Origin of the sequence: Serratia sp. P2ACOL2, assembly GCF_003691565.1 — a bacterium.
Lineage (GTDB): Bacteria > Pseudomonadota > Gammaproteobacteria > Enterobacterales > Enterobacteriaceae > Serratia > Serratia liquefaciens.
Map to the genome: position 1 here is coordinate 4,704,457 of NZ_CP033162.1, position 14,767 is coordinate 4,719,223.

Annotated in this window: 12 protein-coding genes and 1 tRNA gene; 7 read left to right on the plus strand and 6 right to left on the minus strand. The window is 56.8% G+C overall.

What is annotated here, in order from left to right; all coding sequences use genetic code 11:
- Nucleotides 1-70 precede the first annotated feature (70 nt).
- Both EBA31_RS22615 and EBA31_RS22620 read left to right on the plus strand, forming a co-directional pair.
- Nucleotides 71-1,867, plus strand: coding sequence for an ABC transporter ATP-binding protein (locus tag EBA31_RS22615; RefSeq protein ID WP_122080269.1), 1,797 nt, complete (start codon nucleotides 71-73; stop codon nucleotides 1,865-1,867).
- Nucleotides 1,861-3,603 carry an ABC transporter ATP-binding protein gene (locus EBA31_RS22620; protein WP_122080270.1) on the plus strand — a complete coding sequence of 581 codons (1,743 nt, stop codon included), beginning with the start codon at nucleotides 1,861-1,863 and terminating at the stop codon, nucleotides 3,601-3,603. Before EBA31_RS22615 ends, EBA31_RS22620 begins: the two co-directional genes overlap by 7 nt.
- Before the next feature lie 61 nt (nucleotides 3,604-3,664).
- Here the strand turns inward: EBA31_RS22620 and tsaD are convergent, their stop codons facing one another.
- Nucleotides 3,665-4,678 carry a tRNA (adenosine(37)-N6)-threonylcarbamoyltransferase complex transferase subunit TsaD gene (tsaD, locus tag EBA31_RS22625; protein ID WP_020828723.1) on the minus strand — a complete coding sequence of 338 codons (1,014 nt, stop codon included), beginning with the start codon at nucleotides 4,676-4,678 and terminating at the stop codon, nucleotides 3,665-3,667.
- Nucleotides 4,679-5,005: 327 nt separating this feature from the next.
- Between tsaD and rpsU the strand changes: the two genes are divergently transcribed.
- The 3 genes from rpsU (at nucleotide 5,006) to rpoD (ending at nucleotide 9,099) form a co-directional block, all read left to right on the plus strand.
- Nucleotides 5,006-5,221 carry a 30S ribosomal protein S21 gene (gene rpsU / locus EBA31_RS22630; RefSeq protein WP_001144069.1) on the plus strand — a complete coding sequence of 72 codons (216 nt, stop codon included), beginning with the start codon at nucleotides 5,006-5,008 and terminating at the stop codon, nucleotides 5,219-5,221.
- Nucleotides 5,222-5,357: 136 nt separating this feature from the next.
- Nucleotides 5,358-7,106: a DNA primase gene (gene dnaG, locus EBA31_RS22635; protein ID WP_046372583.1), complete on the plus strand. Its 1,749-nt coding sequence runs from the start codon at nucleotides 5,358-5,360 to the stop codon at nucleotides 7,104-7,106.
- A gap of 157 nt (nucleotides 7,107-7,263) precedes the next feature.
- Complete coding sequence (gene rpoD / locus EBA31_RS22640) at nucleotides 7,264-9,099, plus strand: RNA polymerase sigma factor RpoD (RefSeq protein WP_020831770.1); 1,836 nt, start codon at nucleotides 7,264-7,266, stop codon at nucleotides 9,097-9,099.
- 48 nt (nucleotides 9,100-9,147) lie between these two features.
- Here the strand turns inward: rpoD and EBA31_RS22645 are convergent, their stop codons facing one another.
- Both EBA31_RS22645 and mug read right to left on the minus strand, forming a co-directional pair.
- Nucleotides 9,148-9,591, minus strand: a complete 444-nt coding sequence (locus tag EBA31_RS22645; RefSeq protein ID WP_369982365.1) for a nuclear transport factor 2 family protein — start codon at nucleotides 9,589-9,591, stop codon at nucleotides 9,148-9,150.
- A 28-nt stretch (nucleotides 9,592-9,619) separates the two neighbouring features.
- Entirely contained in the window at nucleotides 9,620-10,108 is a 489-nt protein-coding gene (gene mug / locus EBA31_RS22650; RefSeq protein ID WP_116691708.1) for a G/U mismatch-specific DNA glycosylase, read from the minus strand.
- Between the two features lie 148 nt (nucleotides 10,109-10,256).
- On the opposite strand from mug, the gene EBA31_RS22655 reads away from it, so the two are divergent.
- Nucleotides 10,257-10,333 (plus strand) — tRNA-Ile (locus EBA31_RS22655).
- Nucleotides 10,334-10,406: 73 nt separating this feature from the next.
- On the opposite strand, the gene EBA31_RS22660 is transcribed toward EBA31_RS22655, so the two are convergent.
- Nucleotides 10,407-11,123 (minus strand): HPP family protein, encoded by a 717-nt coding sequence (locus tag EBA31_RS22660; protein ID WP_122080682.1) that lies wholly within the window; start codon nucleotides 11,121-11,123, stop codon nucleotides 10,407-10,409.
- 171 nt (nucleotides 11,124-11,294) lie between these two features.
- Here EBA31_RS22660 and yfcF point away from each other — a divergent pair, with 171 nt between their 5' ends.
- Nucleotides 11,295-11,930 carry a glutathione transferase gene (gene yfcF / locus EBA31_RS22665; RefSeq protein ID WP_020831776.1) on the plus strand — a complete coding sequence of 212 codons (636 nt, stop codon included), beginning with the start codon at nucleotides 11,295-11,297 and terminating at the stop codon, nucleotides 11,928-11,930.
- A gap of 70 nt (nucleotides 11,931-12,000) precedes the next feature.
- Here the strand turns inward: yfcF and EBA31_RS22670 are convergent, their stop codons facing one another.
- Complete coding sequence (locus EBA31_RS22670; RefSeq protein WP_046372578.1) at nucleotides 12,001-13,245, minus strand: amino acid permease; 1,245 nt, start codon at nucleotides 13,243-13,245, stop codon at nucleotides 12,001-12,003.
- Nucleotides 13,246-13,303: 58 nt separating this feature from the next.
- On the minus strand, nucleotides 13,304-14,758 hold the full coding sequence (locus EBA31_RS22675) for an NAD-dependent succinate-semialdehyde dehydrogenase (RefSeq protein ID WP_122080272.1): 1,455 nt from the start codon (nucleotides 14,756-14,758) through the stop codon (nucleotides 13,304-13,306).
- Between the last annotated feature and the right edge of the window lie 9 nt (nucleotides 14,759-14,767).

Sequence of the window (14,767 nt, forward strand, 5' to 3'; positions counted from 1 at the left end):
ATTTTCGCCACTCTATTTCTTGGCCAATCTTGGCCAAGAATCCTTATTTATATTCCTCAGGGGAGTTATTATGAGTAGTCATCAAACGGGGGCCGGTAAGCCTGGTCCTATCGGGCGACTGCTGCGGCCTATACGTGGGAGCCTTATTGTCGCCGGGGTACTGGCAGCTATCGGCACAATATTCACGCTGGTGCCGTTGGCGGGCATTGCCCATATTGCCGTCATTGTTTTGGGTCATCAGGAACAAACAGGAGCCGCTACTCCGTTGCTGGCGGCGGGTGGGATTGGCGACAGCGTCGTCGTCTGCCTGGTCAGCCTGTTTGTCGGCTTAATCATTGTCACCCTGGCCGAAGTGCTCGCACACCTGGCGGATAACCGCATTACCCATGGCCTGCGCATTACGGCGGCCCGGCGTCTGGCACAGGTGCCCTTGGGGTGGTTTAGCGACCGTGCCTCAGGCGAAGTGAAACAGGCGATGCAGGACGATATTGGCACCCTGCACGATCTCACCGCCCACTTTTTCACCACGCTGGGACGCACAATCGGCGCGATGCTGATCTCGGTTATCTACATGTTCGTCATGGACTGGCGGATGGCGATCGTCTCGATCATTCCTTTCTTCCTGTTCTTCTTCATTTTCGGCAGGGCTCAGAAAGCCGGAGCGCCCCATATGGGCGAGTTTGTTAAGGGGTTAGGCCGTATCAATAATGCCGTAGCCGAATTCGTTAACGGCATCCCGGTGATCAAAACCTTCAGCGGCGGCGGCAAAGCGCACAGCAGCTACCGTAAAGCGATCGCCTCCTTTACCCAGATATTCACCCGTACCATGAGCCCGGTGATCAAGACCATCGCGCTGGCGAATGCCATCGTTGCTCCGGTGACCGTATTGGGGGTGGTGTTGGTTTTCGGTACCTTGTTTGTGGCAGTGGGCTGGCTTGAACCGCTTAACGTCTTGCCGTTCGCCCTGGTCGCACCGGGTATTTCCGCCCCGCTGCTGCTAATGGGCTTTATTACCCACGGCCTGCGTAATGCCACAGGGGCAGCGGAACGCATACAATCGCTGCTGGACACGCCTATCCTCACACAGCCGGAAGTGCAGCCAATGCTGAAAGACGCGGAGATCCGTTTCGAACAAACCGGTTATTCCTACAATAGTGACAGTCACGTGCTGGCAGACATCAACCTCAGCCTGAAACCCGGCAGCGTAACCGCCATCGTCGGCCCATCCGGTGCGGGCAAATCCACTCTGGCACGCTTGCTGTTGCGCTTCTTCGATCCGACGCAGGGGCGCATCACGCTTGGCGGCGTCGATCTGCGCGAAATGAGCTCGACCCAGCTTTATCAACACATTGGTTTCGTGTTGCAGGAAGTGAAGCTGATCCACGCCAGCCTGCGAGAAAACATTGCGTTGGGTCGCCCCAATGCCAGCATGCAAGAAATCGAAGCCGCCGCCAGGGCTGCCAATATTCACGATCATATCCTGAGCTTGCCACGGGGCTACGACTCGGTGGTCGGGGAGGATGCAAAACTCTCCGGGGGTGAACAGCAGCGCGTAAGCATTGCGCGCGCCGTGCTGTTGAACCCACCGATTTTGGTACTGGATGAAGCCACCGCCGCCGCTGATGCGGAGAACGAATACCTGATTCAGGAAGCCCTTTCCAACTTTGCCAAAAATCGTACGTTACTGGTGATTGCCCATCGGTTAGACACCATCATGCACGCCGATCATATCGTTGTGCTTGAGGACGGCACGATCCGCGAACAAGGCAACCATGCCGAGTTGTTGGCCGGCCAAGGCCGCTATGCTCGCCTCTGGGCTGCGGGGGGTTACGAAAACATGACGAAACAGGCGGATCAACCATGTTAAAAACATTTATGCAGTTGCTCGGCAACGATGCTCCCATATTCCGTCGTTATATCGGCATGGCCGCGCTTTACGGTGTGTGTTGCGGCCTGACGGTCACCACCTTGGTGCCTATTGTCGGTTATCTGCTGCAAGGTGAAGTCTACACGGCTGCCGGTTGGCTGATAGCGCTTTTCGCCGGCGTACTTTTGAGCTGGCTGTTGCGCAGGCGCGTCGATTTCGCCGGCATGAACGTAGGTTCATCGCTGTTACTGACCGCCCGTCAACGCATTAGCGACCATGTGGCTACCTTGCCTATCGGCTGGTTCACTCCTGATAATACGGCGCGACTCAGTCATGTGGTTTCTCAGGGGATGATGGATGTGGCGCAACTCCCGGCGCACCTTTTTACACCGATCGTCAGCGGTGTCGTCACGCCGCTGGTGCTGGTGATAGCGCTCTGCACCCTGCAGTGGCAAATGGGGTTACTGGCGCTGGCGGCCCTCCCCCTGATTGCCGATATTTTCCTGCTCTCAGCGCGGCTCGGTACCCAGGCTGACGAAGCCTTCCATCAGGCATCCGCCCACACCAGCCAACGTATGGTGGAGTTTGCTCAGGCACAGTCCGTACTGCGCGCCTTCAATGGCGAAGGCGGCGGGACCCGTTTCCTCGAACAGGCCATCGATCGGCAGTATCAGTCAGGCAAGCGGCTTATTTATATCTCCACGGCCTCTGTGGTGCTCAACTCCTGGGTAGTGCAACTGGTGTTTGCCACCCTCTTGGTCACCGGAGCCACGCTGCTGAGCCATTATCAGGGGAACCTGCCGGCTATCGGTAGCGCCGTGGGGACGGTGATCGCCCTGATGCTGGTTAGCCGCTTTATCGACCCGTTGCTGGACGTTGCCAGTTATGGCGAAGCCCTGCGAAACGCCCGCGGCCAGTTAAATGCCGTCAGCGAAATTTTAGCCATTACCCCCTTGCCCGAACCTCAACAGGCGCAACGGCCACATGACGGCTCGCTGGAGCTGCGCGATGTTTCGTTCAGCTATTCGCCAGAACAGGCTGCCGTACTGCGCGGGGTCAGCTTTAAGGTGGAACCCGGCACCATGACCGCACTGGTTGGCGCATCCGGCTCGGGTAAAACCAGCCTGGTTCGTTTGATTGCGCGTTTCTTCGACGTCACCGGCGGGGCAGTGATGATTGGCAGAGCCGACGTACGCCAGATCCCTAACGAACAATTGACGGATCAGATCAGCCAGATTTTCCAAAATACCTACCTGTTCCAAGGCAGCATTGGCGAAAACATCCGTCTGGGTAAGCCGACGGCCAGCGATGAGGAAGTATTGATGGCCATCGAACAGGCCGGGGCGGCGGAAATCATCGAACGGCTGCCCCAGGGGCTGGATACCCCGGTAGGGGAAGGCGGCGCACGGCTTTCCGGCGGCGAGCGCCAGCGTATTTCTATCGCCCGCGCGCTGATTAAAGACGCCCCTGTTCTGCTGGTTGATGAAGCGACTGCGGCACTGGATCCCGAGAATCAAGCGATCATCGCCGACACCCTGGCACGGCTGCGCGGCAAGAAGACGTTGATTGTCATTGCGCACCAGCTGTCGACGGTAGCGATGGCCGATCAAATTCTGGTACTGCAAGACGGAGAAATTGCTGAACGCGGCACCCATGCCCAGCTTGAAGCCCTGGGGGGACGCTACGCGCATTTCCTGACTCAGCGGCACAGAACCAAAGGTTGGCGTATTGCCTGACTGAAAACTGAAAAGGCTCCCACTGGGAGCCTTTTTTTGGCTATGGCAATGTCCAGGCCAATTAGACGGCAGGCAGCTCAGCCAATGGCCAACGCGGCCGTACCGAAACGCTCAGCTCCGGATTTGCGCCGCTTTTCAGCCGCACCATGCCTGCGTAAGCGATCATCGCGCCGTTATCGGTGCAGAACTCCGGTCGGGCGTAAAACACTTCACCGCCGCGCTTATGCATCATTTCTGCCAGCTTGGTTCGCAGCGTACGGTTGGCGCTGACGCCACCGGCCATCACCAGGCGCTTAAAGCCGGTTTGTTCCAGCGCGCGTTTGCATTTGATCGCCAGCGTATCCACCACTGCATCTTCAAACGCCCGTGCTATGTCAGCACGCGTCTGATCGTCATTGCCGTTGGAGCGAATGGTATTGGCGGCAAAGGTCTTCAGCCCGGAGAAGCTGAAATCCAGCCCTGGCCGGTCGGTCATCGGGCGTGGGAAGGTGAAACGCCCCGCCGTGCCCTGTTGCGCCATCTTCGACAGCATCGGCCCGCCAGGGTAGTCCAGCCCAAGCAGCTTGGCGGTTTTGTCGAAAGCTTCACCGGCCGCATCGTCGACCGATTCGCCCAGCAGTTCATATTCGCCGATACCGGTCACGCTGATCAGCTGCGTATGCCCGCCAGACACCAGCAGCGCGACAAACGGAAACGCCGGCGGGTTATCTTCCAGCATCGGCGCCAGCAGGTGGCCTTCCATATGATGCACCGGCACCGCCGGCACATTCCAGGCAAACGCCAGTGCGCGGCCAATGGTGGCTCCGACCAGCAGCGCCCCCACCAGGCCCGGCCCGGCGGTGTAGGCAACGCCGTCGATATCCGCCGCGGTCAGGTTCGCTTCCTTCAATGCCGCCTGAATCAACGGCACGGTTTTGCGCACGTGATCACGGGAGGCCAGCTCCGGCACCACGCCGCCGTAGTCGGCATGCAGTTTCACCTGGCTGTACAATTGGTTGGCTAATAAACCGGCCTGATCGTCATACACTGCAATTCCGGTTTCATCGCAGGAGGTTTCTATGCCCAGTACTCGCATTACATTTCCCATCATTCACGTGCGGCCGCCAGTTTAGCACAATCGGGCCTGTTTACCGCCAGCGTGGCGCACGCTTGTCACCATTATTGGGCTATGTTGATGATTACAGCCACAAATGCCGATTTGATTAAAAACGAGCATTTTTTTCTGATTAGTCTATAATCAGCGCCCGATGCAAAATTGCGCATGTTTTACCAGGGTGGCCGCAGGTTTCAATTTGCTGTGGTGCTTTACAAAGCAGCATCCGTTGAAGTAAAATTCCGCACCATTTTGAAATTGCTGGCGCTTGGCCAGCAGCAAACCGAATTTTATTGAGGTGAGAGGCACATGCCTGTAATTAAAGTACGTGAAAACGAGCCATTTGACGTTGCTCTGCGTCGTTTCAAACGCTCTTGCGAAAAAGCGGGCGTTCTGGCTGAAGTTCGTCGTCGTGAGTTCTATGAAAAACCGACTACCGAACGTAAGCGCGCTAAAGCTTCTGCTGTGAAACGTCACGCGAAGAAACTGGCTCGCGAAAACGCACGCCGCACTCGTCTGTATTAATTCTTCGGGGGCAACCCCGCCGCGTGAATTTCTGATTTTAAAAATCGCGCAGACCGAGTAGTTGCATACGAAGGCCGTGCTTTCCGAAAGGAATGCGCGGCTTGTTCTCGTTTATAGGCTAGTAAAGTAAGGGCTTATGGCTGGACGAATTCCGCGCGTATTTATCAATGACTTGCTGGCTCGCACCGACATCGTCGATCTGATCGATGCCCGGGTAAAGCTCAAGAAGCAGGGCAAGAACTATCACGCGTGCTGTCCGTTCCACCACGAAAAAACGCCTTCATTTACGGTTAATGGCGAAAAGCAGTTTTACCACTGCTTTGGTTGTGGTGCGCACGGTAACGCCGTCGACTTTCTGATGAATTACGACAGGCTCGAGTTTGTCGAAACCATCGAAGAGCTGGCCACCATGCACGGACTGGAAGTGCCTTACGAGGCGGGTTCCGGACCGACGCAAATCGAACGCCATCAGCGTCAAAGCCTGTATCAACTGATGGAACAGCTCAGCGCGTTCTATCAACAGTCACTGCATCAGTCCTCCGGCACGCCGGCGCGCAATTATCTGCAACAGCGCGGACTGAGTGACGACGTTATCCGTCATTTCGCCATCGGTTTTGCACCTGCCGGTTGGGATAACGCATTAAAGCGTTTTGGTCGTGACGCCGAGTCACGCCTGGCATTGAACGATGCAGGCATGCTGGTGACTAACGATCAAGGACGCTCGTACGATCGTTTCCGTGAGCGCGTAATGTTCCCTATCCGCGACAAACGCGGGCGAGTGATCGCCTTTGGCGGACGCGTATTGGGTGACGGCATGCCGAAATACCTGAACTCACCGGAAACCGAAGTTTTCCACAAAGGTCGTCAGCTGTACGGCCTGTATGAAGCGCAACAGAGCCACCCTACCCCGCAGCGATTGCTGGTAGTGGAAGGCTATATGGACGTGGTGGCGCTGGCGCAATACGGCATCGATTATGCCGTCGCCTCGCTTGGCACCTCGACAACGGCCGAACATATTCAGCTGCTGTTCCGCGCCACCGACAACGTTGTCTGTTGCTATGACGGTGACAGAGCCGGTCGCGAAGCGGCATGGCGTGCACTGGAAACCGCGTTGCCCTATCTCAATGACGGGCGTCAACTGCGGTTTATGTTTTTGCCCGACGGCGAAGACCCGGACACATTGGTACGCAAAGAAGGCAAAGAGGCCTTCGAACAGCGAATGGAGCAGGCGCAGCCGCTTTCCACTTTCCTGTTCGAAACCCTGATGCCGCAGGTAGACCTGAGCAGCCCGGACGGCCGCGCCAAGCTGAGCACGCTGGCACTGCCGCTGATCACTCAGGTGCCGGGCGAAACGTTGCGCTTGTACCTGCGCCAACAGCTCGGCAGCAAGCTGGGTTTGCTGGACGACAGCCAGTTGGACAAGCTGATGCCCAAGCAAGCCGAAAATGCGAATACTTATCAGGCGCCCCAGCTAAAACGCACAACCATGCGTATACTGATAGGGTTACTGGTACAAAATCCGCAACTGGCTACACTTATCCCTTCGCTTGAGGGATTGGAGCAGACCAAACAGGCGGGTTTGCCGCTGTTTGTCGAGCTGGTGCAGACCTGTCTGGCTCAGCCAGGGCTGACAACCGGCCAACTGTTGGAGCAGTATCGCGACAACAAATTGAGCCAACAGCTTGAAACCTTGGCAACATGGAACCATATGATCGTTGAGGATATGGTTGAACAGACTTTTTTGGATACTTTAGCCAGCCTGTACGACTCGGTACTGGAGCAGCGGCTGGAGACATTGATCGCACAGGCCAGAACCCATGGCCTCAGCCCGGAAGAACGTGAAGAAGTCCGTTCTTTGAATCAGGTGCTGGCGAAGAAAAACTGAATACCAAACGGCTTAAGTGCCGATAAATGCGAGGGCAGAGCCCTGCAATATGCCGCCACAGTGGGCCGCGGCAACAACAAAAACGCCCCAAATGCTATTGTTGGCGGTTTCGCCGACCGACACCAACCCAAATACTCTGAAGTGTGGATACCGTCTTATGGAGCAAAACCCGCAGTCACAGCTAAAGCTACTTGTCACCCGTGGTAAGGAGCAAGGCTATCTGACCTATGCTGAGGTCAATGACCATCTGCCGGAAGATATCGTCGACTCCGACCAGATCGAAGACATCATCCAGATGATTAACGACATGGGCATCCAGGTTCTGGAAGAAGCACCGGACGCCGACGACCTATTGCTTGCTGAAAACTCAAACAGCACGGACGAAGATGCGGAAGAAGCTGCCGCTCAGGTGTTGTCCAGCGTTGAGTCTGAAATCGGCCGTACCACCGACCCGGTGCGCATGTACATGCGCGAAATGGGGACCGTTGAACTGCTGACGCGCGAAGGCGAAATCGACATCGCCAAGCGCATTGAAGACGGCATCAACCAGGTGCAGTGCTCGGTTGCCGAGTACCCGGAAGCCATTACCTATTTGCTGGAACAGTACGATCGCGTCGAAGCGGGCGAAGCTCGCCTGTCCGATCTGATCACCGGCTTCGTCGATCCTAATGCGGAAGAGGACATCGCCCCTACCGCTACCCACGTGGGTTCTGAGCTGTCTACCGAAGAGCAGAACGACGACGACGAAGAAGAAGATGAAGACGAAGAAGAAGACGACAACAGCATCGATCCTGAGCTGGCCCGTCAGAAATTCGCCGACCTGCGCGATCAGTACGAAGCGACTCGTGTCGTCATCAAAAAGAACGGCCGCAGCCACGCCAGCGCAGCAGAAGAAATTCTGAAGCTGTCTGAAGTGTTCAAGCAGTTCCGCCTGGTGCCAAAACAGTTCGACTTCCTGGTCAACAGCATGCGTACCATGATGGACCGCGTTCGTACTCAAGAACGTATCATCATGAAGCTGTGCGTTGAACAGTGCAAAATGCCGAAGAAAAACTTCGTCACTCTGTTCGCCGGCAACGAAACCAGCACCACCTGGTTCGAAGCGGCGCTGGCAATGGCCAAGCCATGGTCAGAGAAGCTGAAAGACGTCGCCGAAGACGTGCAGCGCAGCCTGCAGAAACTGCGTCAGATCGAAGAAGAGACCGGCTTGACCATCGAGCAGGTGAAGGACATCAACCGCCGCATGTCTATCGGTGAAGCGAAAGCCCGCCGTGCGAAGAAAGAGATGGTTGAAGCGAACTTGCGTCTGGTTATTTCTATCGCCAAGAAATACACCAACCGCGGCCTGCAGTTCCTGGATCTGATCCAGGAAGGCAACATCGGTCTGATGAAAGCGGTAGACAAGTTTGAATACCGTCGTGGTTATAAGTTCTCGACTTACGCCACCTGGTGGATCCGTCAGGCTATCACCCGTTCTATCGCCGACCAGGCGCGTACCATCCGTATTCCGGTACATATGATTGAGACCATCAACAAGCTCAACCGTATTTCGCGCCAGATGCTGCAAGAGATGGGCCGCGAACCGACGCCGGAAGAGCTGGCTGAACGCATGCTGATGCCGGAAGACAAAATCCGCAAAGTGCTGAAGATCGCCAAAGAGCCGATCTCCATGGAAACGCCGATCGGTGATGATGAAGATTCACATCTGGGCGATTTCATCGAGGATACCACCCTCGAGCTGCCGCTGGATTCTGCCACCTCGGAAAGCCTGCGCTCCGCAACGCACGACGTATTGGCCGGCCTGACTGCCCGTGAAGCGAAAGTGCTGCGTATGCGTTTCGGCATCGATATGAACACTGACCATACGCTGGAAGAAGTGGGCAAACAGTTCGACGTTACCCGTGAGCGTATTCGTCAGATCGAAGCCAAAGCACTGCGTAAACTGCGCCACCCAAGCCGTTCCGAAGTGCTGCGCAGCTTCCTGGACGACTAAGGTTCAGCTGTTGACAAAAAACCCCGGCTCGCCGGGGTTTTTTATTGCCTAAAACATGCTGTTGCCGCTGGCGGTTTTCTCCGGCACCGATTGGGTCACGTCCCAGTGCTCCACGATTTTGCCTGCGTCATCAAGCCGGAAAATATCGATAATCGCGGCCGTCTTGCCCTTTTCTCGTCCGCTGGTCTCTACGTGCAAAATCACATAGTTGCCGTCGACAAATGCCTGTTTGATTTCGCTGTGAGAATCGGGGTAACGCGCTTTGAGCAGCTCGACAAACTTGCGGAACCCTTCCACCCCATCCTGCGCATTGGGATTGTGCTGTTTGTACTCGTCACCCAGAAAGGGCCGTGCCGCGGCAAAATCCTTGTTATTTAGCCCCTGCAGATAAAACTCCAGCACGTTATTTTTGTTCTTCAGTTCCTGCGCGCTGTTGCCCGCATGGGCAACGCCGCTTGCCAACAGCAGAGCGACCAATCCCGCTTTAATCATCGCTTTCATCCTGCAACTCCCTCTCAGATTATTTCAATGCCAGAAACAGCTCGCGATAACTCTCTGTAAGCTGCTCCAGCGTGGCACGATTCAATCCGCTGGGGTTCGGCAATACCCAAACCTCAGTTTTGCCGATCGTCATCTCCTGACGGCCCCAAGCTACATTTTTTACCCCAAAGGCGCTGCTGAACGCCTGCTTGCCCAAAACAGCCAATGCGCGCGGCTGATAGCGCAAGATTTTTTCTTTTAACGCCTCGCCGCCGCTGAGCAATTCGTCACGCGTCACTTCGCTGGCGGCGACCGTTGGCCGTGCCACCAGCGCGGTGATGCCGCAGCCGGTATCCTGCAGCTGTTGCCACTGTTCGGGCGCCAGTTGACGTTCGGTAAAGCCGGCCTGATGCACCACCTTCCAGAAGCGGTTGCTGCCGTTGGCAAAAGGGTAGCCTTGGTGGGCGGAGGAGAGGCCGGGGTTGATGCCGCAAAACACCACCCGCAGGTTTGGCGCCAGGAGTTCCATAGGGTTCGGGAGTCCATTAAAGGGGATTTATAGCGGTTATCGCAAAATCCGCCAGTAATTACAACAGGCTAGAACTGCGCATAAAAGCAACATACGGATGGTTAACTGTAGACCTGCGTCGAAGGATTGCCGTATAATCTCGCCGCTTGGCCCCTTAGCTCAGTTGGTTAGAGCACGCGACTCATAATCGCTTGGTCACTGGTTCAAGTCCAGTAGGGGCCACCAAATCTCGCTGTTTTCACAGCCAAAAAAGCCACCTTCCTAAAGGTGGCTTTTTTATTTCCATCCGCCCGCGTGATCAGCTTCCACCGCTCTGCCGTTGATGCGCTAGCTGTTCGGCACGCAGCAGGATTTCCTGCAGATCGTCCTCGTCGATATCAAACAATTCGCCCTGCATCAGCGCCTCGTGCAGATCGGCGCGGGTGATAGACACCGCATCAATCGGCAGATTAGCCGTCTTCGCCTCGGTCGGCGCCAAAGGGTGCGGGTAGCGTCGCCCGGCCAGGTTATTGAAGACGATCGCCAGCAGCGCCAATAGCACCGAGTTCAACAGCACCGGGTACAGCACAAAGCTATAGCCCAGTTGATGAATACCCGGGCCACCGAGAATAGCGGTCAGCGCCACTGCGCCACCGGGCGGGTGCAGGCAACGCAGCTTAAACATCAAGCCAATCGCCAGTGCGGCCGCCACCCCGCAAGCCAGCCCCGGGTCGGCAATCAGCAAACTGGTGCTGACCCCCACTGCCGCCGCCGACATATTGCCGCCCACGATCGACCAGGGCTGCGCCAACGGGCTATTCGGCACGCCAAACAGCAATACGGCCGATGCGCCCATCGGGGCGATAAACCACAGGTTTACCTCGCCCAGAACAAAATGGCTGATCCAGCCGGCAATCATTAGCCCCAGCCCGGCACCGACGCTGGAAAGCAAAATCTCTTTTTTGCCCACCGCCAATGGGTGCGGCCACAAACGTGCGCACCCTACTTTCACTCTTTCAAACAACGGCATTTTCATGTTACTTCGTGCTGCCAAATTCAACTTAATGGCAACAAATATATCACAACGCCAGGCGTCGCCGCTCGCCGCGCTTTTCACTACGAAAATAACTTTCGGCTAACAGATTGATCTTTAGCCACTCCTCGTCAATTATCAAAGTTCGCCTCCCTTTGCCTTGAGGAAAACCCAATGTCTCAGCCGATTGCCGAACTCTATACCGACGCCGAATTTTTCAGCCCTTATGCCATGTCGGCGTTTATCACCCTGACGGAAAAAGGTATTCCCTTCACCGTGAAGCCGGTCGATTTGTCGCAGGGGAAAAACCATGAGCCGGCCTACGCGGCCCTGTCATTGACACGCCGGGTGCCAACGCTGGTGGTCGGTGAATTTCAGCTTTCGGAGTCCTCGGCGATTGATGAGTACCTGGATGAGATCCATCCTGCCCATCCGGTGTACCCACGCGATGTAAAACACCGTGCCAAAGCCCGCGAAGTTCAGGCATGGCTGCGCAGCGATCTGCTACAGCTACGCGCCGAGCGGCCGACCGAGGCAGTGTTCATTAACGGCAAGTTTCCTCCACTGTCCAACGCCGCGCAGGGTGCCGCCAACAAGTTGATTGCCGCCGTCGAAAAGCTGCTGAGTCACGGCCAGGATAATCTGTTCAGGGAATGGTGCATTGCCGACACCGATTTGGCTTTGATGCTGAATCGGCTGGTGATACATGGCGATCCGGTACCGGAAAATATTCGCCACTACGCTCACAAACAGTGGCAACGTCCTTCCGTGCAGGCCTGGTTGGCGCTGCCAGAGAAAATGCGCGGGTGATAAAAAATCGGCGGCCACGACGCCGCCGTTCTCAACTGAGAAATAACATCACTTCTTGAGGGAAGGCAAATCACCATCCCGCGGGCAGATAGCCTAACAGCGACGCGATGGCATACACCGCACTGGCCAGATACAGCAACACGATGCTGATCTGCAACAGCGGGTGGGTTATCCAGTTACACTGCCAACGCGGTGTCTGGTCGCCATGCTTGCGCGCCCCACGCAGGATCAGCATTGGCATAATCGACAAAATCACCCCGCTGAAAACCCCGGCGAAATAGAGCGCGTTAACGAATGACACCAACCCGCTGTAGGCCAGCGCGAACGGCGGCAGCACCACCAGCATCAGCACGCCGAAACGGCGCAGTGGCTGTTCGTCGTTGCCCAGCCTGAACTGGTCGAAAATATTGGTCAGGAAGCTGCCGCCGAGGCCCCAGTAAGAGGTCAGCATCGCGCACAGGGCAAAAATATTGGCGGAGAAGAAGGCCCACTGCCCTAACGCCTGGCCCCATGAAATGGTCGCCACGTCAGAAATGTTATTCAGCCCGCTGAGCGCAATCACCGACATCGGCACCGCCGCCAGCAGCACAAAGGTCACGGCCATTCCGACCATAATCGCCTTGGGCAGTTGTTCCGGCTTGTCCGAAAAGCCGCGCGCCATTTCCGGCACGATATACTGCGCAGAGAAACAGAACACCACCACGTTGAATACCGGCACCATAAAGCGCCAGTCACCGTCCAGCAGGTTGCGCATCTGGGTGGTGTCTTTGAGCAGCGTGGCCGCCACCAGCGCACTCAGCATGACCACCATGCCGATGCTGATAAACTTCTCCCCGCGGCCAATCGCCTTTAATCCCAGGTACAAGACCCCCGCAGCGGGTACGAAAAACAGCAGGCTGCCTATTGCCGGGGAAATGCCAAACAGGGACTGCAACAGTTTGCCGCTGCCGCTCATGTAGGCGGTCAACGCCCCAATGCTGTTAACGCAAACCGAAGCAAACATCAGCCAGGCACCGATACCGCCGACATAACGTTTCGCCAGTCCGCTCAATTGCAGATGGGCACGGGTACGCAGGGTAGATTCAGCAACGTACAGCATGGTGATAGTGGTCAGACTGCCCACCAGCACCAGCCAGAACAACAGCGGCAGAAAACCGGCCTTGCTGGAGGCGTAGGCGATGGACAGCACGCCGGCGCCAATGTTGGTGCCGACAATCATCGCCACCCCTTCAAGGAAACTCAGTGATTTGGCGGGTGCAGGCGTTCGCACCCCGGCGGCAAGCGCCGGAGAAATAGAGATGTTTTCAGAAGACATGCAGCATCCTTTGGCTCCCGGCGGCGCCGGCCACCGGGGTTGGTTAATTTCCCAGGGGTTAACAGCTCACATCGATACACAGGTATTTCAGCTCCAGATATTCTTCAATCCCGTAACGCGATCCTTCACGTCCGAGCCCTGACTGCTTCACGCCGCCAAAAGGTGCCACTTCATTGGAAATCAGACCGGTATTGATGCCGACCATGCCGTATTCCAACGCCTCCGGCACTCGCCATTGACGCGAGGCGTTCTGCGTGAACAGATAGGCGGCCAAACCGAACTCGGTATCGTTGGCCATGGCGATAGCTTCCGCCTCGTCATGGAAACGGAACAGCGGCGCCACCGGGCCAAAGGTTTCCTCTTTGGCGAAGCGCATTTTCTGCGTCACGCCGGTCACCACCGTAGGCTGGAAGAAGGTACGACCCAGCTCGTGCGGCTGGCCGCCGATAGCGATTTGCGCGCCCTTGATCAATGCATCGTCGATGTGACTTTGCACTTTTTCCACCGCATCCTGGTCAATCAACGGGCCCTGAGTGGTGCCCGCCTGACTGCCGTCACCGACCTTCAGTTGCTCAACCGCCGCCACCAGCTTATCCACCAGCCGGTCATAGATGCCGTCCTGCACGTAGATACGGTTGGCGCAGACGCAAGTCTGGCCGCTGTTGCGGAATTTGGAGGCCATAATACCCGCCACGGCCGCGTCCAGATTGGCGTCGTCGAAAACGATCACCGGCGCATTGCCACCCAGCTCCAGCGACAGCTTTTTGATGGTTGGCGCGCACTGCGCCATCAGAATGCGGCCGACCTCGGTCGAACCGGTAAAGCTCAACTTGCGTACCACCGGGCTGTCACACAATACTTTGCCCACCTGAGCGGCATCGCCGGTCACGATCTGCAGCACCCCCGCCGGAATGCCGGCGTCCTGCGCCAGCTTGCCCAACGCCAGCGCGGTCAGCGGCGTTTGTTCGGCCGGTTTAACGATAATTGCGCAACCTGCTGCCAGCGCCGGCGCCACCTTGCGGGTGATCATCGCCGCCGGGAAGTTCCACGGAGTGATCGCCGCACAAACGCCAATGGGCTGTTTTACCACCACCAGACGTTGTGAAGCCTGCGGCGCTTGCAGTACCGCGCCGTCCACTCGCTTGGCTTCTTCAGCAAACCAGATGATAAACGAGGCGGCATAAGCCACTTCACCGCGCGCTTCCGCCAGCGATTTGCCCTGCTCCGCGGTCATCAACTGGGCCAAATCTTCCTGCGCCGCCAGCACCTTGTCGGCCCAGGTCAGCATCAGAGCGGAACGCTGTTTGGCGGTCAGTTGTTTCCAACCTTGCTGCGCAACCTGCGCAGCGTTAATCGCCTGTTGAGTTTCTTCGCCGCTGACTAACGGAATACTGGCCAGCTCAACGCCGGTCGCCGGATTGATGACCGCTTCACGTTTACCGCTCAGCGCATCGCACCACTCGCCGTTAATCAGGCACTGGCTGCGCAGCAGCTCGGGGTTATTCAATTTCATACCGGTCAC